This is a genomic window from Streptomyces sp. NPDC002206 (assembly GCF_053593595.1).
In genome coordinates this window covers 692,153-716,011 of the sequence record NZ_JBSFCW010000002.1, presented here as the reverse complement: position 1 = coordinate 716,011, position 23,859 = coordinate 692,153, and the positions used below count along the sequence as shown (strand labels likewise).

At 68.8% G+C, this 23,859-nt stretch carries 21 protein-coding genes and 1 pseudogene; 7 read left to right on the top strand and 15 right to left on the bottom strand.

Annotation, left to right across the window (positions count from 1 at the left end):
* Positions 1-386: 386 nt before the first annotated feature.
* The 7 genes from ACWCP8_RS08095 to tkt form a co-directional block, all read right to left on the bottom strand.
* Positions 387-992 (bottom strand): histidine phosphatase family protein, encoded by a 606-nt coding sequence (locus tag ACWCP8_RS08095; protein ID WP_451114873.1) that lies wholly within the window; start codon positions 990-992, stop codon positions 387-389.
* Between the two features lie 5 nt (positions 993-997).
* Positions 998-1,876 carry a phosphogluconate dehydrogenase (NAD(+)-dependent, decarboxylating) gene (gnd, locus tag ACWCP8_RS08090; protein WP_313941777.1) on the bottom strand — a complete coding sequence of 293 codons (879 nt, stop codon included), beginning with the start codon at positions 1,874-1,876 and terminating at the stop codon, positions 998-1,000.
* Between the two features lie 15 nt (positions 1,877-1,891).
* Positions 1,892-3,544 carry a glucose-6-phosphate isomerase gene (gene pgi, locus ACWCP8_RS08085; RefSeq protein WP_451114871.1) on the bottom strand — a complete coding sequence of 551 codons (1,653 nt, stop codon included), beginning with the start codon at positions 3,542-3,544 and terminating at the stop codon, positions 1,892-1,894.
* Positions 3,537-4,472 carry a glucose-6-phosphate dehydrogenase assembly protein OpcA gene (gene opcA / locus ACWCP8_RS08080; protein WP_326745944.1) on the bottom strand — a complete coding sequence of 312 codons (936 nt, stop codon included), beginning with the start codon at positions 4,470-4,472 and terminating at the stop codon, positions 3,537-3,539. Before opcA ends, pgi begins: the two co-directional genes overlap by 8 nt.
* Complete coding sequence (gene zwf / locus ACWCP8_RS08075; RefSeq protein WP_356158281.1) at positions 4,469-6,022, bottom strand: glucose-6-phosphate dehydrogenase; 1,554 nt, start codon at positions 6,020-6,022, stop codon at positions 4,469-4,471. The genes opcA and zwf overlap by 4 nt, the downstream gene beginning before the upstream one ends.
* A gap of 158 nt (positions 6,023-6,180) precedes the next feature.
* Positions 6,181-7,308 carry a transaldolase gene (gene tal / locus ACWCP8_RS08070; RefSeq protein ID WP_451114869.1) on the bottom strand — a complete coding sequence of 376 codons (1,128 nt, stop codon included), beginning with the start codon at positions 7,306-7,308 and terminating at the stop codon, positions 6,181-6,183.
* Between the two features lie 28 nt (positions 7,309-7,336).
* Positions 7,337-9,424, bottom strand: coding sequence for a transketolase (gene tkt / locus ACWCP8_RS08065; RefSeq protein WP_451114867.1), 2,088 nt, complete (start codon positions 9,422-9,424; stop codon positions 7,337-7,339).
* Between the two features lie 146 nt (positions 9,425-9,570).
* Here tkt and ACWCP8_RS08060 point away from each other — a divergent pair, with 146 nt between their 5' ends.
* A complete protein-coding gene (locus ACWCP8_RS08060; protein WP_451114865.1) occupies positions 9,571-10,458 on the top strand; it encodes a helix-turn-helix domain-containing protein in 888 nt (295 codons plus the stop codon).
* A 195-nt stretch (positions 10,459-10,653) separates the two neighbouring features.
* Here the strand turns inward: ACWCP8_RS08060 and ACWCP8_RS08055 are convergent, their stop codons facing one another.
* A complete protein-coding gene (locus tag ACWCP8_RS08055; protein WP_352263592.1) occupies positions 10,654-10,878 on the bottom strand; it encodes a hypothetical protein in 225 nt (74 codons plus the stop codon).
* A 167-nt stretch (positions 10,879-11,045) separates the two neighbouring features.
* Here ACWCP8_RS08055 and ACWCP8_RS08050 point away from each other — a divergent pair, with 167 nt between their 5' ends.
* Positions 11,046-11,435, top strand: coding sequence for an FCD domain-containing protein (locus ACWCP8_RS08050; protein WP_352263591.1), 390 nt, complete (start codon positions 11,046-11,048; stop codon positions 11,433-11,435).
* A gap of 373 nt (positions 11,436-11,808) precedes the next feature.
* Complete coding sequence (locus ACWCP8_RS08045; protein WP_451114863.1) at positions 11,809-13,350, top strand: M28 family metallopeptidase; 1,542 nt, start codon at positions 11,809-11,811, stop codon at positions 13,348-13,350.
* Positions 13,351-14,171: 821 nt separating this feature from the next.
* Here the strand turns inward: ACWCP8_RS08045 and ACWCP8_RS08040 are convergent.
* The 4 genes and pseudogenes from ACWCP8_RS08040 to ACWCP8_RS08025 all read right to left on the bottom strand — a co-directional run bounded on the left by ACWCP8_RS08040 (position 14,172) and on the right by ACWCP8_RS08025 (position 16,450).
* Positions 14,172-14,645, bottom strand: a complete 474-nt coding sequence (locus ACWCP8_RS08040; RefSeq protein WP_451114861.1) for a sacsin N-terminal ATP-binding-like domain-containing protein — start codon at positions 14,643-14,645, stop codon at positions 14,172-14,174.
* A gap of 41 nt (positions 14,646-14,686) precedes the next feature.
* Positions 14,687-15,005: pseudogene (locus tag ACWCP8_RS08035) on the bottom strand (IS982 family transposase); the annotation flags it as partial.
* Between the two features lie 24 nt (positions 15,006-15,029).
* Complete coding sequence (locus ACWCP8_RS08030) at positions 15,030-15,440, bottom strand: hypothetical protein (RefSeq protein ID WP_352263586.1); 411 nt, start codon at positions 15,438-15,440, stop codon at positions 15,030-15,032.
* Positions 15,441-15,493: 53 nt separating this feature from the next.
* On the bottom strand, positions 15,494-16,450 hold the full coding sequence (locus ACWCP8_RS08025) for a hypothetical protein (protein ID WP_451114858.1): 957 nt from the start codon (positions 16,448-16,450) through the stop codon (positions 15,494-15,496).
* A gap of 131 nt (positions 16,451-16,581) precedes the next feature.
* Between ACWCP8_RS08025 and ACWCP8_RS08020 the strand changes: the two genes are divergently transcribed.
* The 4 genes from ACWCP8_RS08020 (at position 16,582) to ACWCP8_RS08005 (ending at position 19,542) form a co-directional block, all read left to right on the top strand.
* Positions 16,582-17,577 carry an ArsR/SmtB family transcription factor gene (locus ACWCP8_RS08020; RefSeq protein ID WP_451114856.1) on the top strand — a complete coding sequence of 332 codons (996 nt, stop codon included), beginning with the start codon at positions 16,582-16,584 and terminating at the stop codon, positions 17,575-17,577.
* A gap of 512 nt (positions 17,578-18,089) precedes the next feature.
* Positions 18,090-18,452 (top strand): ArsR/SmtB family transcription factor, encoded by a 363-nt coding sequence (locus ACWCP8_RS08015; protein WP_451114854.1) that lies wholly within the window; start codon positions 18,090-18,092, stop codon positions 18,450-18,452.
* Positions 18,449-18,991 (top strand): SRPBCC family protein, encoded by a 543-nt coding sequence (locus ACWCP8_RS08010; RefSeq protein ID WP_382839851.1) that lies wholly within the window; start codon positions 18,449-18,451, stop codon positions 18,989-18,991. Before ACWCP8_RS08015 ends, ACWCP8_RS08010 begins: the two co-directional genes overlap by 4 nt.
* Positions 18,988-19,542 carry a TIGR03086 family metal-binding protein gene (locus ACWCP8_RS08005; RefSeq protein WP_352263577.1) on the top strand — a complete coding sequence of 185 codons (555 nt, stop codon included), beginning with the start codon at positions 18,988-18,990 and terminating at the stop codon, positions 19,540-19,542. Before ACWCP8_RS08010 ends, ACWCP8_RS08005 begins: the two co-directional genes overlap by 4 nt.
* Positions 19,543-19,845: 303 nt before the next feature.
* On the opposite strand, the gene pstB is transcribed toward ACWCP8_RS08005, so the two are convergent.
* The 3 genes from pstB to ACWCP8_RS07990 all read right to left on the bottom strand — a co-directional run bounded on the left by pstB (position 19,846) and on the right by ACWCP8_RS07990 (position 23,761).
* A complete protein-coding gene (gene pstB / locus ACWCP8_RS08000; RefSeq protein ID WP_382840043.1) occupies positions 19,846-20,634 on the bottom strand; it encodes a phosphate ABC transporter ATP-binding protein PstB in 789 nt (262 codons plus the stop codon).
* Positions 20,635-20,732: 98 nt separating this feature from the next.
* Positions 20,733-21,650: a sortase gene (locus ACWCP8_RS07995; protein ID WP_352263576.1), complete on the bottom strand. Its 918-nt coding sequence runs from the start codon at positions 21,648-21,650 to the stop codon at positions 20,733-20,735.
* Positions 21,651-21,772: 122 nt separating this feature from the next.
* Positions 21,773-23,761, bottom strand: a complete 1,989-nt coding sequence (locus tag ACWCP8_RS07990; protein WP_352263574.1) for an Ig-like domain repeat protein — start codon at positions 23,759-23,761, stop codon at positions 21,773-21,775.
* Between the last annotated feature and the right edge of the window lie 98 nt (positions 23,762-23,859).

Sequence of the window (23,859 nt, the reverse complement as noted above, 5' to 3'; positions counted from 1 at the left end):
GTTCATCGCCGCAGCTCAGGCGGCGGACTCGGCGTCCAGGTCGGAGCAGGCAACGCACATGCCGAGCGAACGCGGGATGCAGTCGCGCCCGGCACACCGGCCCCACCACCTGCGCGCTGCTCTGGACGGAAGAACCCGCACCTCTCCCCCGGCCCGGAACCTGAGCACTCTCGCCGGCGCGGAGGGCCGCAAGGCGCCCCGGGGCGGGCGCCCGCTTCCACCGTCGTCATGCCAATTCCTGCGTCCCAGTGGCATGACCGGGACGTGGCATGGTGCTGCGGCCGGCGGAGACCCCGATGAGGTCCGTCTCCCTGCGTTGCCGAAGAGGTTCCGGCCCGCCCTCGGGGCGGACCGGAACCTCTTCGGCTTCCGCAGCGCGGTAGAAATCAGTGGACGGCCGCAGGAGCTCCCGTGGCGTTCCACTCAGCGATCACAGGTCGTCCGTGTTCGGTGGAGAGCCGACTGACCGTTCCCGTCGTGAGCTGGAACAGCCGCCCGTCCGCGGCGGGCAGCCCGAGGCGACGCGCCGTGAGCACCCGCAGGAAGTGGGCGTGGGCCACGAGCACCACGTCCCCGCTGTCCAGGGCTGTCCCGATGCGGCTCAACACGCGGTCGGCACGCTGTCCCACCTCGATCGGTGACTCGCCCGGATGACCGGCCGGACCGGGCGGCACTCCGTCCTTCCACAGGTACCAGTCGGGCCGGGTGCGATGTATCTCGAGGGTGGTCACGCCTTCGTACGCACCGTAGTCCCACTCGTGCAGATCGGGCTCGCGTACGGCGTCGTACAGGCCCGCCAGTTCCGCTGTCCGTTCGGCACGGCCCAGTGGGCTGGTGAGCGCGAGGGCGAAGGTCCGCCCGGCGAGCAGCGCGGCGAGGGATTTGGCCTGCTCTTCGCCACGCTGGGTGAGGGGCAGGTCGCTCCAGCTGGTGTGCCGGCCGGACAGGCTCCACTCGGTTTCGCCGTGGCGGACCAGCAGGAGGTCGCCCATGGCGGTTACTTCGCCGACTCGACGGCGTGGCCGCCGAACTGGTTGCGCAGCGCGGCGATCATCTTCATCTGCGGGGAGTCGTCCTGCCGCGAGGCGAAACGCGCGAAGAGCGACGCGGTGATCGCGGGCAGCGGCACCGCGTTGTCGATCGCGGCCTCCACCGTCCAGCGGCCCTCACCCGAGTCGGCGGCGAAGCCGCGCAGTTTGTCGAGGTGCTCGTCGTCGTCCAGCGCGTTGACCGCCAGGTCGAGCAGCCAGGAACGGATGACCGTGCCCTCCTGCCAGGAGCGGAAGACCTCGCGCACATCGGTGACGGAGTCGACCTTCTCCAGCAGCTCCCAGCCCTCGGCGTAGGCCTGCATCATGGCGTACTCGATGCCGTTGTGGACCATCTTGGAGAAGTGGCCGGCGCCGACCTTGCCCGCGTGGACGAAGCCTGCGTCGCCCTCGGGCTTGAGTGCGTCGAAGATGGGCTGGACCTTCGCTATGTGTTCGGCGTCGCCGCCCACCATCAGCGCGTAGCCGTTCTGGAGGCCCCAGACACCACCCGAGACACCTGCGTCGACGAAGCCGATGCCCTTGGCCGCCAGTTCCTCGGCATGCTTCTCGTCGTCCGTCCAGCGGGAGTTGCCGCCGTCGACAACGGTGTCGCCGGCTTCCAGGAGGTCGCCGAGCTCGTCGATGACGTGCTGGGTCGGGCCTCCCGCGGGCACCATCACCCACACCACACGTGGGGCTTCGACCTTCTCGACCAGTTCGGCCAGGCTGCTCACGTCGGCGAGGTCCGGATTGCGGTCGTAGCCGATGACGGTGTGGCCCGCGCGGCGAATCCGCTCGCGCATGTTGCCGCCCATCTTGCCGAGGCCGACGAGGCCCAATTGCATCGTTGTCATGCTGTTTCACTTCTTCCGGAGAGTGCGGTACGCGGCCACCAGGGCGGCGGTTGAGGGATCGAGTCCGGGGGCGTCCGCCCCGTCGGTGAGCGCCGGCTCCACGCGCTTGGCGAGGACCTTGCCGAGCTCGACGCCCCACTGGTCGAAGGAGTCGATGTTCCAGATCGCGCCCTGCACGAACACCTTGTGCTCGTACAGCGCGATCAGCTGGCCGAGGACCGAGGGGGTCAACTCGCTTGCCAGGATCGTCGTCGTGGGGTGGTTGCCGCGGAACGTGCGGTGCGGCACCTGCTCCTGAGGCACGCCCTCGGCGCGCACCTCGTCACTCGTCCTGCCGAAGGCGAGCGCCTGGCCTTGCGCGAACAGGTTGGCCATCAACAGGTCGTGCTGGCCCTTGAGTTCGGGGCTGAGCTCGTCGACCGGGTTGACGAAACCGATCAGGTCGGCCGGGATGACCTTCGTGCCCTGGTGGAGCAACTGGTAGTACGCGTGCTGCCCGTTGGTGCCGGGCGTGCCCCAGACCACGGGCCCGGTCTGCCACTCCACCGGATTGCCGTTGCGGTCCACCGACTTCCCGTTGGACTCCATGTCCAGCTGCTGCAAGTACGCAGTAAATCTGGACAGGTAGTGCGAGTACGGCAGCACCGCGTGCGACTGGGCGCCGAGGAACGATCCGTACCAGACACCCAACAGGCCCAGCAGCAACGGCGCGTTGACCGCCGCGGGCGCGGTGCGGAAGTGCTCGTCGACGAGGCGGAAGCCGTCGAGCATCTCGTGGAACCGGTCCGGGCCGATGGCGATCATCAGCGACAGACCGATGGCGGAGTCGTACGAGTAGCGACCGCCGACCCAGTCCCAGAACTCGAACATGTTGGCGGTGTCGATACCGAAGTCCGCGACCTTCTCGGCGTTCGTCGACAGCGCCACGAAGTGCTTCGCGACCGCCTTCTCACCACCGTCGTCGAGCCCGGCAAGGAGCCAGGACCGCGCCGATGTGGCATTGGTGATCGTCTCGATGGTCGTAAAGGTCTTGGACGCGACGATGAACAGCGTCTCGGCCGGGTCCAGGTCCCGTAGGGCCTCGTGCAGATCGGCGCCGTCCACGTTCGAGACGAACCGCACGGTCAACGAGCGGTCGGTGAAGGCCCGCAGTGCCTCGTACGCCATCGCGGGTCCGAGGTCCGACCCGCCAATACCGATGTTGACGACATTGCGGATCCGCTTTCCGGTATGCCCGGTCCACTCGCCCGAGCGGACGCGCTCGGAGAAGTCGGCCATCTTGTCGAGCACGGCGTGCACCGCCGGGACGACGTCCTCGCCGTCGATCTCGACGACGGCGTCGCGCGGGGCGCGCAGTGCAGTGTGCAGGACGGCACGCTGCTCGGTGACGTTGATCTTTTCGCCGCGGAGCATGGCGTCCCGCAGCCCGAACACGTCCGTCGCGGTGGCGAGTTCCTGGAGGAGCGCGAGGGTCTCGTCCGTGATCAGGTGTTTGGAGTAGTCGATGCGCAGGTCGCCGACGCTGACGGTGTAGCGCTCCGCGCGACCGGGGTCGGCGGCGAACAGGTCACGCAGCTGCAGGTGGCGAAGCTCCTCTGCGCGGTGGTCCTCAAGGGCCGTCCACTCCGGGCGGTGCGTGAGCTCGGGTGTGTCAGACATGACGGGGGTTCTCCTTGGTGCCGTCCCCGCGCAGGGCGACGGCATACATCTCGTCCGCGTCGAGGCGGCGCAGCTCTTCGGCAATCAACTCCGAGGTGCTGCGTACCTTCAGGGCGAGGGTGCGCGAGGGCTGGCCCGGCAGGGTAAGCGTGGCCAGCGGGCCGTCGGGGCGGTCGATCACGATCTCGCCGCTCTCCGTTCCGAGCCGGACGGCCGTCACGACCGGTCCGGCGGTGACGACGCGCTCGACCGGGACCTCGAGCCGGGCCTCCAGCCAGCGGGCCAGCAGCTCGGCACTCGGGTTCTCGGCCTCACTCTCCACGACGGCCGACACCACCTTCTTACGGGCCTGGTCCAGCGCCGCGGCCAGCATCGAACGCCACGGCGTGAGACGGGTCCACGCCAGGTCGGTGTCGCCGGGCGCGTACGAGGAGACGCGGGTCGCCAGGGCGACTAGCGGGGCCTCGACGGCGTACATGTCGGTGATCCGGCGCTGCGCCAGAGCGCCCAACGGATCCTTGGCCGGGACGTCGGGCGCGTCCACCGGCCACCAGACGACGACCGGCGCGTCCGGCAGCAGCAGCGGCAGGACCACCGAGTCGGCGTGGTCGGAGACTTCGCCGTACATCCGCAGGACGACCGTCTCGCCGGTGCCCGCGTCCGAGCCGACCCGCACCTCCGCGTCCAGGCGGGAGTTCGTGCGGTCGCGCGGGGTGCGTGCGACGCGTTTGATGACGACGAGGGTGCGCGAGGGATGCTCGCGCGACGCCTCCTCGGCCGCCTTGATCGAGTCGTACGCGTTTTCCTCGTCGGTCACGATGACCATCGTCAGGACCATGCCCATGGCGGGAGTACCGATGGCTCGGCGCCCCTGCACGAGCGCCCTGTTGATCTTGCTTGCCGTGGTGTCGGTCAGATCGATCTTCATGGCCTGCGCCAGCTCCGTCCGTCTCGTGCGAGCATCTCGTGGGCTTCTTCGGGACCCCAGCTGCCGGACGCGTACGGCGCGGGCTTGCCGTGCGTGTCCCAGTACCCCTCGATCGGGTCGAGTATCTTCCAGGACTCCTCCACTTCCTGGTGACGGGGAAAGAGGTTGGCGTCGCCCAGCAGAACGTCCAGGATGAGGCGTTCGTACGCCTCCGGGCTGGACTCGGTGAAGGAATCGCCGTAGGCGAAGTCCATCGTGACGTCCCGAATCTCCATCGACGTACCCGGCACCTTCGATCCGAAGCGCACCGTCATGCCCTCGTCGGGCTGGACACGGATGACGATCGCGTTCGCACCGAGTTCCTCGGTGGCGGTCGAGTCGAAGGGCGAGTGGGGTGCGCGCTGGAAGACGACCGCGATCTCGGTGACGCGGCGACCGAGGCGCTTTCCGGTGCGCAGATAGAAGGGGACGCCCGCCCAGCGACGGTTGTCGACCTCCAGCTTGACGGCCGCGTAGGTGTCGGTCGTCGACCTGGGGTCGATGCCGTCCTCCTGCAGATAGCCGCGCACCTTCTCGCCACCCTGCCAGCTCGCCGCATACTGCCCGCGCACGGTGTGCTCGCCCAGGTTCTCCGGCAGCTTCACGGCCTTGAGGACCTTCAGCTTCTCGGTGAGCAGCGACTCGGCGTCGAAGGCGGCGGGCTCCTCCATGGCGGTCAGCGCCATGAGCTGGAGGAGGTGGTTCTGGATGACGTCACGGGCCGAGCCGATGCCGTCGTAGTAACCGGCGCGGCCGCCGATTCCGATGTCCTCGGCCATCGTGATCTGCACGTGGTCGACGTAACTGCGGTTCCAGATGGGCTCGTACATCTGGTTGGCGAAGCGCAGCGCCAGGATGTTCTGGACCGTCTCCTTGCCGAGGTAGTGGTCGATACGGAACACCTGGTCCGGGTCGAACACCTCGTGCACGATCGCGTTCAGTTCGCGCGCACTGGCCAGGTCGCGGCCGAACGGCTTCTCGATGACCGCACGCCGCCAGGAACCTTCCGGCGCGTCCGCGAGGCCGTGCTTCTTCAGCTGCTGGACAACCTTCGGGAAGAACTTCGGCGGCACCGAGAGGTAGAACGCATAGTTGCCACTGGTGCCCCGAGATGCGTCCAACTCATCGACGGCAGAACGGAGTTGCTTGAACGCCTGGTCGTCGTCGAAGTCACCCGGGATGAACCGCATGCCCTCGGCCAGCTGCTGCCAGACCTCCTCGCGGAACTCCGTGCGGGCGTGCTCGCGCACCGAGTCGTGCACCACCTGTGCGAAGTCCTGGTCCTCCCACTCGCGCCGGGCGAACCCGAGGAGCGAGAAGCCCGGCGGGAGCAGACCCCGATTCGCGAGGTCGTAGACGGCGGGCATCAGCTTCTTGCGGGAGAGGTCGCCGGTGACACCGAAGATGACGAGGCCCGAGGGGCCGGCGACATGGGGGAGGCGCCGATCGCGCGGGTCACGGAGCGGGTTGTTCCAGTCGAGGGCCGGGGTGGTGGAGCTCTCGTCGCCCATCACGTCGCCGGGTACCGCCGCCGCGTCGCCGCCCGATTCCCCGGCCGCGTCACCCGATCCGGCGGTCACGCCACCCGGTTCCACGGCCGCGTCACCAGATCCGCCCGCCGCGGCGGGCGCATCCTGCGCGGCACCACCGGGAAGCGTCTCGCGCTCACTCATTCCCCCTCAACTCCCTTGCTGCTCAGCGTCGTCGCGACCACACGCAGCAGGTCTTCCCAGGCCGCCTCGAACTTCGACACGCCCTCGTCCTCCAACTGCTTCACGACCTCGTCGTAGGAGATCCCGAGCCGCTCGACGGCCGCAAGATCGGCGCGGGCCTGGGCGTAGCCGCCGGTCACCGAGTCGCCGTGGATGTCACCGTGGTCGGCGGTGGCGTCGAGGGTCGCCTCCGGCATGGTGTTGACCGTGCCGGGCGCGATCAGTTCGTCGACGTACAGGGTGTCCTTGTACGCGGCGTCCTTGACGCCCGTCGAGGCCCACAGCGGACGCTGCTTGTTGGCGCTCGCGGTGGCGAGCGCGGTCCAGCGGTCGGCGGCGAAGACGCCCTCGTACGCCTCGTATGCGAGACGGGCGTTGGCGAGCGCGGCCCTGCCCCTGAGTGCGAGCGCCTCGTCGGTGCCGACCTTCGCAAGGCGCTTGTCGATCTCGCTGTCGACGCGGGAGACGAAGAACGAGGCGACCGAATGGACCGTGGACAGGTCGATGCCCGCCGCCTGCGCCTTCTCCAGGCCCGCCAGGTACGCGTCCATGACCTCGCGGTAGCGCTCCAGCGAGAAGATCAGCGTGACGTTGACGCTGATGCCGAGGCCGATGACCTCGGTGATCGCCGGGAGGCCGGCCTTCGTCGCCGGGATCTTGATCATCACGTTCGGGCGGTCGACCAGCCATCCGAGCTGCTTGGCCTCGGCAACGGTCGCCGCGGTGTCGTGCGCGAGGCGCGGGTCGACCTCGATGGAGACCCGGCCGTCACGGCCGCGGGTCGCGTCGTAGACGGGCCGCAGGATGTCGGCGGCGGCGCGGACGTCGGCGGTGGTCATCATGCGGACGGCCTCGTCGACCGTGACGCCGCGTACGGCGAGGTCGGCCAGCTGCTCCTCGTACCCCTCGCCGGAGCCGATGGCGGCCTGGAATATGGAAGGGTTGGTGGTGACGCCCACCACGTGCTTCCGCTCGACGAGTTCGGCGAGGTTGCCGGATGCGATCCGCTTGCGGGACAGATCGTCCAGCCAGATGGAAACGCCCTCCTGGGTAAGGGACTTGAGGTGTTCGGCGGTGTTGCTCACAGTGACTCTTCTCTTTCTGGCGGCCTGATCAACCACGCGCGGCGGCGAGAGATTCCCGCGCGGCGGAGGCAACGTTCTCGGCGGTGAAGCCGTACTCGGCGAACAGGGTCTTGGCGTCGGCGGAGGCGCCGAAGTGCTCCAGGGAAACGATGCGTCCGGCGTCGCCGACGTACCGGTACCAGGTCAGGCCGATCCCTGCCTCGACCGCCACACGGGCCTTCACGGACGCCGGAAGCACACTCGCGCGGTACTCTGCGGACTGCTCCTCGAACCACTCGACGGACGGCATCGACACGACACGCGTACCGACCCCCTCGGCCTCGAGCTGCTCACGCGCCGCGACGGCAAGCTGCACCTCGGAGCCGGTGGCGATGAGGATGACGTCAGGGGTCTCGGCGGAGGAGTCGCGCAGGATGTAACCCCCCTTCACCGCCTCGGGGTTTGCCTCGTATGTCGGCACACCCTGGCGGGTCAGCGCGAGGCCGTGCGGCGCAGGGTTCGTGGCGTGCCGCCTGAGGATCTCGGCCCACGCGATACCGGTCTCGTTGGCGTCGGCGGGGCGGACGATGTTGAGTCCGGGGATGGCGCGCAACGATGCCAGGTGCTCGACCGGCTGGTGGGTCGGGCCGTCCTCGCCGAGACCGACGGAGTCGTGCGTCCAGACGTACGTGACCGGCAGCTCCATCAGCGCGGACAGGCGCACGGCGTTGCGCATGTAGTCGGAGAAGACCAGGAAGGTGCCGCCGTAGACGCGGGTGTTGCCGTGCAGCGCGATGCCGTTCATCTCGGCAGCCATCGAGTGCTCGCGGATGCCGAAGTGGACCGTGCGGCCGTACGGATCGGCCTCCGGAAGCGGGTTGCCCTTCGGCAGGAAGGAGCTGGTCCTGTCGATCGTGGTGTTGTTCGAGCCGGCGAGGTCGGCCGAACCGCCCCACAGCTCGGGGATCACACTGCCGAGCGCCTGCAGCACCTTGCCGGACGCGGCACGGGTCGCGACGGATGTGCCCGCCTCGAACTGCGGCAGAGCGGCCTCCCAGCCATCGGGCAGCTGACCCGTGACGACGCGGTCGAACAGCTTGGCGTGCTCGGGGTCGGCGGCGCGCCACTCGGCGATCTGCTTGTCCCAGGCCGCGTGCGCCTCGACGCCTCGGTCGAGGGCCTCGCGGGCGTGGGCCAGTACCTCGGGCTCCACCTGGAAGGACTGCTCCGGGTCGAAGCCCAGGACCCGCTTGGTAGCCGCGATCTCCTCGGCGCCGAGCGCCGATCCGTGCGAGGCCTCGGTGTTCTGCGCGTTCGGGGCAGGCCAAGCGATGATCGTGCGCATCGCGATGATCGAGGGGCGCCCGGTCTCGGCGCGGGCGGCGGTCAGCGCCCCGTGCAGCGCTCGGACGTCGATGTCACCGTCGGCCGAGGGCTCGATCCGCTGGACGTGCCAGCCGTACGCCTCGTACCGCTTCAGGACGTCCTCGGAGAAGGCGGTGGCCGTGTCGCCTTCGATGGAGATGTGGTTGTCGTCGTAGACGAAGACGAGGTTGCCCAGCTTCTGGTGACCCGCGAGGGACGAGGCCTCGGCGGAGATGCCCTCCTCCAGGTCGCCGTCCGAGACGATCGCCCAGATGGTGTGGTCGAAGGGTGACTCGCCCTCCGGCGCCTCGGGATCGAACAGGCCGCGCTCGTAGCGAGCCGCCATCGCCATGCCCACGGCGTTCGCGACACCCTGGCCGAGCGGGCCGGTGGTCGTCTCGACACCTGCCGTGTGCCCGTACTCAGGGTGACCGGGCGTCTTCGAACCGTGCGTCCGGAACGCCTTCAGATCGTCCAGCTCCAGCTCGTACCCGGAGAGGAAGAGCTGGGTGTACAGGGTCAGCGAGGTGTGGCCCGGGGAGAGAACGAAGCGGTCTCGGCCGGTCCACTCCGGGTCGGCCGGGTCGTGCCGCATCACCTTCTGAAAGAGGGTGTACGCCGCCGGCGCCAGACTCATCGCGGTGCCCGGGTGGCCGTTTCCAACCTGCTGTACGGCATCGGCCGCCAGAAGGCGGGCGGTGTCGACGGCACGCCGGTCGAGTTCGGTCCACTCGAATCCGTCAGGGAAGCTGTCGGGTGTCTGCGTGCTCATCTTCAAGAAGTCCTCGATAGGAACAAGTCAACTGCTCTGATGCGTTCAAACCTAAAAGTATGACTTTTGCTGGGCCAGGTGCCCCTGTGTCAGCCTTTGGTGAAAGTGGGACAACGAGTGCGGGACCGAGCCGACGCGAGAAGGACATGACGGACAGAACGACCCGAGGAAGTGGAGAGATCAAGACCTTTCCCTTCCCCACGAACCTGAGCGTCTGCGGCGTAGGTATGCAGGTCGAATCCATGGAACCCGGTCGGCCCTGGCATGCGGACGCGCCATTGGAGCGCGTGCACCGCGTCGACTTCCACGTGGTGATGCTGTTCCACGGCGGCCCCATCAGACACATGATCGACTTCGCCGAGTACGAGGCCTCCGCCGGCGATCTCCTATGGATCCGCCCAGGCCAGGTGCATCGCTTCTCCCCCACGGCCGGGTACCGCGGTACCGTCCTGACCATGCAGCCCGGCTTCCTGCCCCGGGCGACTGTCGAGGCGACGGGCCTGTACCGCTATGACCAGCCCCCGCTCCTGCGCCCGGACGCGAGCCAGCTGGCCGCCCTCGAGCACTCCCTCGCCCAACTGGAGCGCGAGTACGTCGATACGACCACGCTGCCCCTCAGCCTCCACACCGCGGTGCTCCGGCACTCCCTGACCGCGTTCCTGCTCCGCCTGGCCCACCTCACGGCGATCTCCGCCAAGACGGCACTCGAGCAGGCCGACACCACCTTCAGCCGCTTCCGGGACGCGGTCGAGAAGGGCTTCGCCACCAACCACAGCGTCAGCGCGTACGCGGACGCCCTCGGCTACTCCCGACGCACCCTCGTCCGCGCGGTGGGGGCGGCCACCGGCAACACCCCCAAGGGCTTCATCGACAAGCGCGTCGTCCTCGAGGCCAAGCGCCTACTGGCCCACACGGATATGCCGATCGGCCGGATCGGCGCCTCCGTGGGCTTTCCCGACGCGGCCAACTTCTCGAAGTTCTTCCATCAGCACACCGGGACGACTCCGTTGGCCTTCCGGGTGGAGCTGCGCTGAAAGAGGCGGTTCGGGCCAACCGGCCCGCCCCGCCGGTGACATGAGGATCGAGGTCAGGCGTATCTTCACGGCCGACACATCACGAGGCGAACTGCGCGGCGTCAAGGCCGTACTCGACCTGCCGGCTGCCGAGAACGGCACCTACGGCCCGTCCACGCGATCCCGGCGACGGTACAACCGGTGGAACCGGAACGTTCAGCGGCCCACGCCGGCCACAGTGGCCTCGTACGTGACGATCTCGGCGCCGTTGCCCTCGTCACCATTGTCCGGGGCGACGGTAAGCGTCAGGACCAGCCGCCTCGCCTTCGACCGCACTCCCTCGATCGTCGCCGGCACGAGGGGAAGATCCAGCCGAGCCGCCATCTCCTTCGTTGACAACCCGTCCCCGCCACCGGCGGGTTCGGCCTCCAGCAGCGACACGATCCGCCGGCAGTCCGACGCGAACGCCTCCGCACCCGCTCCCTCCCGTCAGGGCGGTCCCGTGAGCCAGCCTCCCGCCGTGACGGCAACGGCCGTCGCGGAAGGGAGCCTTGGGACGCGCGTGGAGGGCGTGGCGTGTCTCTGTAATCTGCGGTCGCGCGGCGGTAATGGGGACGGGTCGTTCATTTGACCTCGCGTTCCATCACGAGATCGCCAGGATGGCGGACAACGGAATTCTGGAACTGGTGCTGGAGTCGCTCTCGGACGTCCTCGCCGCGCACCGGCTGGCGAGTTACGAGGGGCGCCCCCGTCGCGGCGACAGCCAGCAGGCGACCATCACCGCCCATCGCAGAATCCTGGACGCATCGCGGCGGGTGATCCGCAGGAGGCCGTCGCAGCCGGGCCAAGAGGACACGCACCACCACAGCCGACCTGACCAAGCCCTACTAGCGGCAAGTTTTACCCCGTCGCGCCGCCCAGCACGCACTCCCCAATGCCTTAAGGGCCAGGGGGACTCCCTCCGCGTTGGCCAAAAGCCCAGGAAGCTCCTTCCCTAAGCTCTCAACTCCGTTCGAGCAGGGGAGACCCCGTCAAAGGGCTTCCGGCCACCTTGCGCGCACGCCCTGTACGACGCTCCTCATGGGGCAAACATTGCCGATCACGGCACGAGTCAGCACCGGCGGTTTCCAGCCAACTTCGTTTGGGTCAGCGCCGATCGGCGTGCTCGGTACCGCGCACGGACGGTGTCGGCGCCGAAGATTCCCGTCAACCCATTACCAACCGTTTACTGAGCAGATACCTTTCTCCTTGCCGGTGGCAGGGGGCGGAGCGATCCGGCCGCCCCTGCCTGCCCCGGAGTACCGCCATACATCGTTCGGGCTGTTTTCGACCATTACGCCCATTTCTCATGGACCGTCGGAAGGAAGCGTTTTGAACGCTCGGAACCGCCGCACCACGGTAGCCGCCGTATCCGTCGCAGGGCTCATAGCGCCGCTGCTGCTGATCGGATCGGGCACCGCCTCCGCCCACAGCGACCCTGCCAAGGAGGCTGCCAATCTCGCAAAGAAGCTCGTCAAGAAGAGCAACGCCGAGGATGCCTACGAGCATCTGAAGCAGTTCCAGCGGTTCGCTGACAAGAACGGGAACACCCGGGTGGCCGGGTCAGAGGGGCACCGGAAGTCGGCCGAGTACGTCGAAGACCTGCTGAGGAAGGCCGGGTACTCGGTGACCCGGAACGAGTTCGACTACCCGTTCACCGAGACGCTGGCGCAGAGCCTGCGGGTGGTGTCGCCGCAGCAGCAGGACGTCCCGTTGATCGCCATGACGTACTCCGCCAGCAGCCCGGTCGGCGGCATCACCGCCCCGGTCGCGGTGGTGCCGGTCGATGCCACCACCGGCTGCGAACCTGAGGACTACGCCCCCGGGACGTTCACCGGCAAGATCGCGCTGATCAAGCGCGGCGGCTGCACCTTTGCGCAGAAGCAGGAGACCGCCGCCGGTGCGGGCGCGGTCGGCGCGATCATCTACAACAACACCGAGGGCGCGCTCAACGGCACGCTGGGAGACCCGTCCGTCGCCAAGATCCCGGCCGGCGGCGTCACGCAGGCGGACGGAGAGGCGCTCGCGGCCAAGGCCGCCGCCGGCACAGTGACCGTCAACCTGGAGATCCGCACCTTCGCGGAGACCCGGCACACCTACAACGTGATCGCCGAGACCAAGGGCGGCGACGCCGACAACCTGGTGATGTTCGGCGCCCACCTGGACTCGGTGGCGGCCGGCCCGGGCATCAATGACAACGGCTCCGGCTCCGCCGGCATTCTCGACGTGGCCCTGAACCTTGCCCACAAGAACGTCAAGAACAAGGTGCGCTTCGCCTGGTGGTCGGCTGAGGAGTTCGGCCTGCTGGGCTCGGAGGCGTACGTCAACAGCCTCTCGGCGGCGGACCTTGCGAAGGTCAAGCTGTACCTGAACTTCGACATGATCGCCTCACCGAACTACGCCCAGTTCATCTACGACGGCGACGACTCCGACCAGGTCGGTGCCGGCCCCGGCCCGGAGGGCTCGGCGCAGCTGGAGAAGCAGATCACGGACTACCTGGACAGCCGGGGCACCCCGCACGAGGGCACCGACTTCACCGGCCGGTCGGACTACGGGCCGTTCATCGAGGTGGGCATCCCCTCGGGCGGCACCTTCACCGGCGCCGAGGGCATCAAGACGGCCGAGCAGGCAATGGCGTACGGCGGTAAGGCCGGTGTCGCGTACGACGCCTGCTACCACGCCGCTTGCGACACCCTGAAGAACATCAACATGAAGGCGTTCGACGTCAACGTCGACGTCATCGCCAACGCGGTGGGCCAGTACGCCTGGGACACCAGTCTTCTGAGCAAGCCGGTGGCGCCGCAGAACACCAAGGGTTCGGCGGGCAGCGGCGGTGGCCTGCACGAGGGCCACGACCACGAGGTCACCGAGTAACTCCCGGTACACGCGGGGGGGGAGGGCCGGACTGTCCGGCCCTCCCCTTCGATGCTGCGGCGGGATGCGCGGTCGCTACGGTTCCTTGCGGAGGGAGACCCAGGCAGGTGGGCTTGGCCGGCATAGGGATGACCGCGCGACTGACATGCCACGACGCGCCATCAGTCGCGCACCGTCCGGGTCGTGGCGGTGGCCGCGGCACCGCCCACCGCCTCGTGGTGCTGCGCCTCGCTTCACTTCAACGCCAACTCGCGCCGGGTGCTCCGGTCCTCCTCTGCGTGGCCGACCGTACGGACATGGTCGAGGAACAGGAGGGCCCGTCACCCCAGTCGTCGAGCCAGTCATCCACATCCTCACCGCAGATGATTCCGGGCTCGGCAAAGGGGACCCGCAGAACGGTCCAGCCGTCGTCTGCCAACCGTTCCTGGGCAGTGAGCAGGAGTGAGTCCTGACTCACCGGCGCGCCCCGAACGGTCTTGGGCGCACTGGTCCTCCGCTTTCGCATCCCGGTCGGCGACGCATATCCCGTATGCGGTCCGTCGCGGGCGGGCGGAATCCCTACGACCTGGCCATATGGGTGTGGCCAGAGGCGACGGGGAGGCCCCGCACCATCTCGCTGGTGACACGGGGGCCCCGACCGCTGACACCACACCCGGCGTCCCAGATCGCACCGAGAACATTACGCACACCCCGCCAGGCACCCCCACCGATCGTCACACCGTTCACTCAATAGTGCCCACGTTCGCCAAAATGAGGTGCTGGCCCAGCAGTTGTGAACCCCCTCGGGGATCAGGTAGGGATCCGGCACGGCCACGTGCGGGTCACCGATCCGAATCCGGTAGTCGCAGCAGTACACCTCCAGCACCGGCGATCGCCGCCGCAGGGTCATCAGCCCCGATTCCGAACCGGGCCGTCGATTCGGGGTCGTCGGCTTTGCTGGTCAGCCAGGGCATGGCCAGTGCCATGACGTCCGGCAGCCGCACCGGGTTGCCGTTGTGCGCCACAAGCAGCTCGGTGTCGCGTACGAGAATCCGGACCTGCGAGGCCCAGAGGTCGTCGGCGTTCTGCACGATCTCCGACAGTCCCTGCAGGCGGTCGATGGACAGATCCCCACCGTTCTCACGCTGACGCTCAAGGCCGTGCCGCATCTGCCCGGGCAGTCTGGCGAAGAGTTCACCGAGCCGCGCGACCGCGGCGTGCGCCGCATCCGCCCCTTCCGGCTCGGGAACCTCGGCGGCCCCAAGCCAGCCCCTCCATGTCGAAGAGCTTCTCCGCAGCGCGAGCCGCGCGCTCAATCGCCGCCGTCATCCCACCCCTGGATGATCGATTCCAAGGGTTAGTGGCCGTAGGCGGTCAGTGAGCGCAGGATGGGCTGGCCGGTGTGGTCGTTGTGCCAGATCGCGGCGGTCAGCGCGAGGATTCGCTGCATGACACGGGCGATGACGCCGCAAGGTGTGCGCCCTCGGTGCTGTTCGAGGTCGAGTTGGCCCTTGAAGGTTTCGTTGACCGACTCAATGATCTGCCGCAATGGCTTGAACAGCGGTGCGCCGGGCCGTTCCGGCTCGCCCTTGCGGGCCGCGCCGCAGCAGCCGGATGCCCTGCTCGGCCAGTTGATGCTCGAAGTCGCGGCCGAAGTAGTTCTTGTCGCCGATCACACCGGTCACGGACCAAACACCGGCTCACCCTTCAGGCACCGCCCCTCGGCTGATACGGTCCCACTCCTCCCTGGACTGCTCGATGAGGCGGTTGGCCTGTTCCCTGACACCGTCCAAGAACTTGGCGTAGTGACGGAAAGGAACCTCGACGCTCCGGCCCGCGCGGCGAGCGCATTCGGCCGGGTCCACACCGGAGTACAGCCAGAGCGAGATGTCGGCGTGCCGCAGGTCGTAGGGGCGCTCGGCCAAGCCGGCAGCACGTTCCATTCGCGTCAGGGCGTTTCCACTCGCCCGGGCCCACGTCCTGCCGTATGCCGCAGGGTCCACGTAGTTACCGGCCTCGTTCTGGAACAGTCCGCCGTCCGGCGCCACACCGAACCGGTCGATGTGCGCGCCCAGGATCCGCACGAACTGCGGCGAGTCACACTCCCTCAACGCCACACCGAACCCGAAAGACACGCACCGCCGGCCAACCTGACCAGGCGCTACTAGGGACGGTCGCAGACCGGGTCGTCGATCGCGCTCACGGTGTACGGGGGCTCGCCCGGCGGGTCGTCGTTCTGGCTGTTCACCACGTAGAGCCGGCAGCCGTGGCGGGCCAGCGTGGTGGGCAGGTCGAACGGCTCGCCCGTGATCCGGTGGGTCACCGATCCGGTGCGCAGCTCCTCGTCGAGCGAGGCGACGTAGACGCCGCTCGGGGCACCGTAGTTGAGCACCGCGTACAGCGTCCGCCCGCGCAGCAGCATGCCGTCGGCACCGAAGGATGCCCCGCCCAGGTCCAGTTGACCGACCTCCCGGGTGGCGACGTCGACCCGCCACACGGCCTCCGTCCCGTTGGAGGCCACCAGCAGGGTTCGCCCCGACCGGTCTGCCACGATGCCGTTGAGCAGCCAGTACTGCGCCGGGAACTGTGGGAAGGCGGAGCGGATGTCGAGCCAGGGCTCCAAGGGCCCGAGTTCGCCGTCGTGGATCTCGGCGCGGTGCACGACGGGATTGGCCCAGTCCGTGACGTAGACGGCATCCTCGGTGATCACAAGGTCGTTGAGGTCGGGCACGCCGAGCGGTCCGCTCTGCGCGGTACGCGTGGCCAGCAGGCGCCCGTCCCGGTCGTGGACGGTCAGCTCGGCGCCTCCCACCGAGAAGACCTGCCCCCCGGTATCGGTGTGCACCCCCAGGGTGCTCGTACGGTCCTCGACGCCGTCCGCGCGGAAGGGACGCAGGCGGGGGTCGCGGACGTTCCCCCGGTACAGCGCGCCGGTGCCGTCGGAGGACACGTACATCGTGCCGTCGCGGTCGATCGCGATCCCCTCGGGCAAGACCCCCGGGGACCGTGAGACGACATAGGTGCGCGGCAGATCGTGCGCGACGGCCGGGGTGGGCTGGACTGTCAGGCCGGCCAGCAGGACCGAGGCGCCGAGGATCAGAAGACGGTTGGTGCCGGGCATCGTTGCGACCTCCGGGTACATGGGTGGGCCCCGCCGCGCGGGGACGCTCGAGAGCCTGCCCGGGGTGCCCCGCGATCGCATGGCCTTTCACGTCTGGGCGAAAGGCTCCGCCTGGACGATAATCGGTCGGCGTGATTCGCTTACACCTCGACGCCGCCGACCTGCGCCAGATCACCCTTGCTCCGGCACCCAACGCCTTGTTCGAGGCGGCCCTCAGCGTCCGTGGCCTGCGCACCGGAACGACCGCCCAGGGCCGCGCGCGGCCCGCCGTGGACCAGTGGCGACGCCGGGTGAACGGCAGCCTGGCGGAACGCGCCGGGGTGCTCCTCGACCTGGTGCCATGCGACGGCTACCTGCCGGACTTCCTGCTGCAGCCATCCGCCGGGGACTTCGCCACCGCCGTCGATCTGGCCGGACGGACGCCCTCCGACCTGCTCGTCAAGGACCTGCGGATCGCGTACCCGCCCGGGCGCGACGCCGGCCCGGAAGCGCCCAGCCAGTGGTCGCGGGAACTCGCCGCCGGGTCGTCCGCCGCCCGGCGGACCCTGATGGACGACCTGCGGCGGTACTTCACTTCATCCATCGCCCCGCTGTGGCCGCACGTCCGGGCCGACGGCACGGCCGATCGCGTACTACGGGCCGAGATGCTGCTGCGCGGGGGCGTCGACGCCCTGCTGACCACACTCAGCCCCACCTGGCTCTGGGACCCGCCGACTCTGCACCTGCCGTCGCGCTCCTCGTACGACATCCCGCTGTGCGGCCGGGGGCTGCTGCTCATGCCGTCCTGGTTCGCGACGGGGCCCGTGATCATGTACCGGCCCGAGGAGTCGACCGTGCTCGCCTACCCGATGCAAATTCCTGACGCCCCGGCCGGCCCGACCGGGGCGCTGGGGCCGCTGCTCGGACGGACCCGCGCTGCGGTGCTCTCCGGTGTGCGCGATCCGGCGACGACCACCGCGCTCGCCGAACGCGTCGGCGTCTCCCTGGCCGCGGCCAGCCAGCACGCCACCGTGCTGCGCAACGCGGGGCTGGTGCGCACGACCCGGATCGGTACCGCGGTCCTGCACAGTCTCACCCCGCTGGGCCGGGCCCTGCTGGACGGCGAGCCGCCGGCCCGTCTCTGCTAGAAGCCTGCGCGGACTCCGCCTCCGAGGTCAGCGGCATCTGCGGCGACTGACTTCGCTGAGAAGAGACACGAACTAGCGAAAATGTGGTGGAGTTGTAGGCTCCGCGACTCGATGCGCAATGTCGACGCTCGATGCGCAGTGAATGCACAAATCCGGGCTTCAGTGCGCAATAACTCCGGAACACAGCAGCCCTTGCCCTGCCAGGCGTCGCGGCCTTCCTTGACCGCGACGGCGGGCCGAGGTGCCGGTACTTGTCGAAGTCGTAGCCGCGGTCGGCGAACAGCCGGCCGCGTGCTTGCCGTTCGGATCGGCATCGATAGACAGTGTTTCGGTAGGCGTTGGGAACGCACTGGGGGCGGCCGGGACAGGGAACGCGGACCGCCCGGGTGTACATCTCGGGCGGCGGCCGTAGCCGTCCGGCGCGTCGGCCGCTATTCAACCAGTCGGTTGACAACGCCATAGGGTCGGCCGTAGGTTTATTCAACCGATTGGTTGAAGATGCGAGGTGCGAGATGGCCAACGACCGGCTGTCCCGGGCGTTCTCCGCTCTGGCCGACCCGACCCGGCGCGACATCGTGGCCAGGCTGGCCGACGGGGATGCCACGGTCAACGAACTGGCCGAGCCGTACAACGTGACCGTGCAGGCCGTGTCCAAGCACATCAGGGTCCTGGAAGACGCCGGTCTGGTCAGTCGCAGCAGGGACGCTCAGCGGCGGCCCTGCCGCCTTGAGGGAGAAGTCTTCGACCTCATGACGAAATGGATCGAACGTTACCGGCGCGAGGCGGAGGACCGTTTCCGTCAGCTCGATGCCGTCCTCGAGCAGATGGAGGAACAGCCGGCGACGGGCACCCCGACGAAGAAGGCGGCATCATGAGCACCACGAAGGCGAACCGTCGGCACGAGACACAGATCGTGGCCGACCCGGCTCTGCCCACCATCCTCATCATCCGGGAGTTCGATGCTTCGCCGGGGCGCGTGTTCCGGGCGCACACCGATCCTGACCTGGTCGTCCAGTGGCTCGGCCCGCGTCGGCTCACCATGCGGATCGACGAGTACGACACGCGCAGCGGTGGATCGTACCGCTATGTGCATCGCGAGGACGACGGGACGGAGTACGGCTTCCGCGGCGTGTTCCACGAGGTACGCCTCAACGAGCGCATCGTGCAGACCTTCGCCTTCGACGGCTTCCGGGACGGCGTCAGCCTGGAGACAACCGTCTTCGAGGACCTCGGCGGTCGCACTCGGGTCACCACCAAATCCCTCATGGACTCCATCGAGGCCCGCGACTCGATGATCAAGAGCGGCATGCAACGCGGCGTCCGGGAAGGCCACGAGCGGCTTGACGAGCTGCTCAGCGGCCGCCAGAGCGACAACTCCGACCGACGTACCGAGATGGAAGGTTTGAGATCATGACGAAGGCAACCGATGAGCACCGCACCGTCGCAGGGGTATTCACGGACCGCGTCCGCGGAGTGCGTCCCGGGGCATGGGACAACCCAGCGCCGTGCGAGGGGTGGGTCGCCCGGGATGTGGTGCGCCACCTTGTCGAGTGGTTCCCGGACTTCCTGAAGGCCGGCGCCGGAGTCGAACTGCCGAAAGGGCCGTCGGTGGACGACGACCCGGTGGCGGCCTGGACGGTGCACAGCGACGGGGTGCAGGCCCTCCTCGACGACCCGGCCACAGCGCAGAGGATGCTGTCGAACCAGCACATCGGAGAGTTCCCGCTGGACCAGGCGGTCGACCGGTTCTACACCGCCGACGTCTTCATGCACACCTGGGACCTGGCGCGGGCCACCGGCCAGGAAGAGCGCCTCGACCCCGGCAGGTGCGCCCAGTTGCTCGACGGAATGCTCCCGCTCGACGACGTACTCCGCAACAGCGGGCAGTACGGACCACGGGTCGAGGTACCCGAAAGCGCCGACGTGCAGACTCGCTTGCTCGCCTTTATCGGCCGTAAGCCTTGAGTGTGTCTCCCTGCTGCCCAAGAGGCGGGTGGTGGAACGGCGTAACTCGTGGACGATGCGGGCCAGGCGCAACGTAAGGGACTACGAGCGCAGATCGCCCATGCCGAAGCGCACATCCGGTGGGCGTTCATCACGCTCATCTCCCACCGTCTGGCCGGCCACACCGGTGGCCCCAGCAGTCGTCGGCGTCCCTCGCCGACTGCGGCTCAGCCGCCTCGATGGACTCGGCCTCGTTCACGTTCTCACTGGTCATCGATGCATCTTCCTTGATCAGGAGTTGCACCGAAGGATTTACAGTCCCGATCAGCCGAAACGGCCGGCGACGTAATCGGCGGTGCGCACGTCCTTCGGGGTGCCGAATATCTTCGCGGTCGGGCCGTACTCGACGATGCCGCCGGGGGTGCCCTGCTCGGCCAGGAAGAAGGCACACCGCTGGGAGACGCGGGCGGCCTGCTGCATGTTGTGGGTGACGATGATGACCGTGACGTCGTCCGCCAGGTCCAGGATCGTCTCCTCGACCCGGCGGGTGGAGGTCGGGTCAAGGGCGGAGCAGGGCTCGTCCATCAGGAGCACGCGGGGCCGTACAGCCAGGGCGCGGGCGATGCACAGGCGCTGCTGCTGACCACCGGACAGCGCGCCGCCCGGCTGGCGGAGCCGGTCGCGTACTTCCTTCCACAGGCCGGCGCGGGTCAGGCACTCCTCGACCAGCTGGTCCTTCTCACGGCGCCCGGCGCGGACCCCGGTAAGGCGGAGTCCGGCGACCACGTTGTCGTAGATGGACATGGCCGGGAACGGGTTGGGCTTCTGGAAGACCATGCCGATGTTGCGGCGGGCGTCGGTGAGACGGCGCCCGGGCGCGTAGATGTCCTCGCCCTCGAACAGGACCTCGCCGCCGAACTGCGCGGAAGGGATCAGCTCGTGCATCCGGTTCAGAGTGCGCAGGAAGGTCGACTTGCCACAGCCGGAAGGGCCGATGAGGGAGGTGACCTCACCGGCGGGCATGTCGAGGGAGACCCGTTCCAGCACCTTGTGGGTGCCGAACCAGGCGGAGATGTTGCGGGCCTCCAGCGAGGCGGGCCCAGGAGACGGCACACCGGCCGGGGATACGGCCGGAACAACGGGAAGGACGGCAGTGCCGGTCGTGGCGGAGTAGGTGGGGAGCGATTCGGTCACGGCGGATACCTCGGAGGTCAGAGAAGGTTGGGGAGCAGCTGGGTGACCTGGCCGGCGACCTGGAGTCCCAGGACGGCCATGACAGGGGCGCACACGATCCAGGTCTGGTGCCGGCCCCACCGGTGCCAGGCCCACACCGAGGCGATCGCGACTACGACGAGGGCCTGAAGCCACATCACCAGTTCCCAGGGGACGCCGTCGGTGCTGGCGAGGGGCTGTTCGGAGTCGGGGAGCGACCCGGGCACGATGGTGGGGGGCGGGGTCTCCGAGACGCCGGACACCAGGTCGGCGTCCACGCGCAGGATGCCGGACGGCTGGTACAGGTGGCCGGTCGCGGTGACCAGGACCAGCCGTCCCTTGCCCGCGGCGGCGGGGGCCGGCGCGGGGTCGCCGGCCCGGCGGACGCCGAGGACGCGGTAGGTGGCTTTGCCCTGCCCGGTGGTGAGGGTCAGCGTGTCGCCGGCGACGAGCGTGTGCAGGTTGCCGAAGGGGCCCCCGTACGCGGCCGCACGGCCGAACAGCACGCTGGACCCTGCCTGTCCGGGCATCGGAGTGTCCCGGCGGTGTCCGGGTCCCTCGCTCAGGACGTGCGAGTCGGTGCCCTCCAGGACGGTGACGTGGTGAAGGTGAAGCCGGGGGATGTCGATCAGGGCGACCGGAGTGCCCGGAGCTAGCAGGTGGCCCTGCTGGTCGGTCTGGGCGACTGGCGCGGTGCCCTCGGCGAGGGAGGCTCGCAGCGCGTCGAACGCCGACTGCTGCGCGGCACGGTACTGCAGAGGACTGACCAGCAGGATCTGGACGACCAGGCCCAGCAGGAGGGCGGCGAGCGTGAGCAGCGTCCCGCGCGCGAGGTGCCGGTTGGGCGGTAGGCGCAGCGCGGGTGTCGGCGCGCCCGGCACAGGCGTGCGGGGTGGGGTCTTAACGGCGACCGTCACGGCGGCCTGCCTCCTTCACGGGCGATTACGGGGATTGCGGGTATTTACGGGATGACGGGATACCGGGTGCCACTCGAAGGGGTGCGCCGGAGAGGCCGCGAGGACCTCCCCGGCGCGGTGGGTCACTTGGAGGTGATGGTGAAGTTGGCGCCGTTGCGCGCGAGGGTCGTGGAGGTACCGGTGTAGTGCGTGTGCAGCGTGTGCTTGCCCGTGCGGAGCGTCGGCAGGGTCACGACGACCTGGCCGCTCGCGAGGGTGCCGGTCGCGAGGACCTTGGTGCCCTCCATGATCTGCACCTTGCCGGTGGGGACGAAGCCCGTTGCCTTGACCGTGGCGGTCACCTTGGCGTGGGCGGTGTGGCTCACCGTGGTCGGGTGGCTGGTGATGACGGTCGGGGTGGCCTTGGCCACCGTCAGCTTGACGGTCGTCGAGGACGCGCTCAGCGTGCTGCTGCCGGCGTAGGCCACCGACAGGTTGTGCGTAGTGACCGAGAGGCGGTTGGACAGCGCGACGGAGACCTTGCCGCCGCTCAGGGTGCCGGTGCCGAGGACCTTCGTGCCCTCCAGGACTGTCACCTTGCCGGTCGCGGTGACGGCGTGGGTGTCGGTGACGCTCACGCTGACCTTCGGCGTGATGCCGTAGGCGACGTTCGCGGCGGTGGCCGCGGTGTGGCTGGCGTACTTGACCGGGGTGGTCACCGTGGCCGGGATACCGCCGCCGACCAGGTTGTTCGCCGTGACCGTGGCGGTGTACTTCGCGGCCTTGAGGCCGGTGAACACGAACGACTTGGTGGTGGCGGGGAAGTCCTTGTTCTGGACGGGCAGGCCGTTGGCGTCGGTCAGCACCACGCGGTAGTCGGTGACCGGCAGGCCGGTCACCGCGGGGGCGGCCCAGGAGACGTTGAGGCTTCCGCTGCCCGTGACGGCCTTGGTCGCCGGGGTGCCCGGGAGGGCGGTGGGAAGGGTGGAATCCTCCAGGCCGCCGAACTTGGCGTGCTTGGCGGGGTTGGTGGACCCGTTGTACGGCTCGTTCACGAAACCGAACTTGGCGATGACACCCTCGGCGGTGTCCGTGGCCAAGGCGGCCTCGTGGGTGCCGTTGGTGACGAAGACGTCGAACAGCGACTTGTCGAAGAAGACGCTGGTGGGGTCGATCGCCCTGCTGGGGACGACGTTGAAGACATCGCGGCCGAAGGTCGCGTCGTTGTAGAAGTCGGTGGCGGGGGCGAGCTTGCCGTCCGTCTTCACGGCGACCGGGGAGCTGAAGGTCTGGTTGCCGGGGAGCTGGAGGCTGGCCAGGAAGGCGCCGTCCGCGATCGCCTTCTTGCTGTGATCGGGAGCGATGCCGTTGTTCTGCGCGATCCAGCTCGCCACGGAGAACGGAACCAGGTCCCCGTCGCTCTTCACGGCGTCGTCGGCCTGGTTCTCCTGGACGACGGTGGCGATCTTGTCGACCGCGGCGTCGTCGGGGACACCGATGGCGCCCAGGAAGAACTTCCGGGTGCCGGAGCCGCCCTGCGGGATGAAGGGCCTGACCTGCTGGCCGTTCACTACGGTGAGGACACCCGAGTAGATGTCGTGCAGTTGGGCGGGCGTCAGGTTCTGCAGGGCGCTGCCCTTGACGGCGACTCCGACGGCATCCCGGGCGAACGGGATGTATGTCAGGGCCGTGCCGGAGGCGCTCGGGCCGCCGGAGGAGCGCGCGAAGTCGACCTGGTTCTTGATGCTGGCGCCGGTGCCGAACGGGACGCCCGCGAGAGAGTCCGTGAGGGCCGTGCGGCCCTTGCCGGAACCGTTGGGGCGCAGGAAGGACGGGCCACCGTTCCGGGTGGTGATCTTCGAGTCGACGGCGCCGGTAAGGGGCTCGATCGCGTCGTACGAAGCGATGCCGTCGCTGCCGGCCTTCACGGCGGTGTCGGCGTAGCTGGTGCCGCTGACGGTGTCGCCGGCCAGGGCGTTGAGTACGTCCTGCGTGGTGTCGGAACCGACGCCGACGAGCGTGCGGAAGGTGCCCGCGGGCGTGGGGTCGGCCGACGCCGGGCTGGCGAGAGCCAGGCCACCGGCCACGGTGGCGGCGGCTACAGCCGTCGCGGTGAGGCGGATTCTGCGCATGGAGTTCTCCTGCTCGGAACAGTGATACGTGTGGTGACGCATGGGTTTCTGGCAAGGTGGAGCGCGCCGTCCGCCCCGACTGTCTTTCGGGGCGGGCG

Excerpts from the sequence above, each read along its gene's own strand:
- ACWCP8_RS08095 (WP_451114873.1), bottom strand. The coding sequence starts at position 992 with ATGGGCGACCTCCTGCTGGTCCGCCACGGCGAAACCGAGTGGAGCCTG.
- gnd (WP_313941777.1), bottom strand. The coding sequence starts at position 1,876 with ATGCAATTGGGCCTCGTCGGCCTCGGCAAGATGGGCGGCAACATGCGC.
- pgi (WP_451114871.1), bottom strand. The coding sequence starts at position 3,544 with ATGTCTGACACACCCGAGCTCACGCACCGCCCGGAGTGGACGGCCCTT.
- opcA (WP_326745944.1), bottom strand. The coding sequence starts at position 4,472 with ATGAAGATCGATCTGACCGACACCACGGCAAGCAAGATCAACAGGGCG.
- zwf (WP_356158281.1), bottom strand. The coding sequence starts at position 6,022 with ATGGGCGACGAGAGCTCCACCACCCCGGCCCTCGACTGGAACAACCCG.
- tkt (WP_451114867.1), bottom strand. The coding sequence starts at position 9,424 with ATGAGCACGCAGACACCCGACAGCTTCCCTGACGGATTCGAGTGGACC.
- ACWCP8_RS08060 (WP_451114865.1), top strand. The coding sequence starts at position 9,571 with ATGACGGACAGAACGACCCGAGGAAGTGGAGAGATCAAGACCTTTCCC.
- ACWCP8_RS08050 (WP_352263591.1), top strand. The coding sequence starts at position 11,046 with ATGGGGACGGGTCGTTCATTTGACCTCGCGTTCCATCACGAGATCGCC.
- ACWCP8_RS08025 (WP_451114858.1), bottom strand. The coding sequence starts at position 16,450 with ATGCCCGGCACCAACCGTCTTCTGATCCTCGGCGCCTCGGTCCTGCTG.
- ACWCP8_RS08015 (WP_451114854.1), top strand. The coding sequence starts at position 18,090 with ATGGCCAACGACCGGCTGTCCCGGGCGTTCTCCGCTCTGGCCGACCCG.
- ACWCP8_RS08010 (WP_382839851.1), top strand. The coding sequence starts at position 18,449 with ATGAGCACCACGAAGGCGAACCGTCGGCACGAGACACAGATCGTGGCC.
- ACWCP8_RS08005 (WP_352263577.1), top strand. The coding sequence starts at position 18,988 with ATGACGAAGGCAACCGATGAGCACCGCACCGTCGCAGGGGTATTCACG.
- ACWCP8_RS07990 (WP_352263574.1), bottom strand. The coding sequence starts at position 23,761 with ATGCGCAGAATCCGCCTCACCGCGACGGCTGTAGCCGCCGCCACCGTG.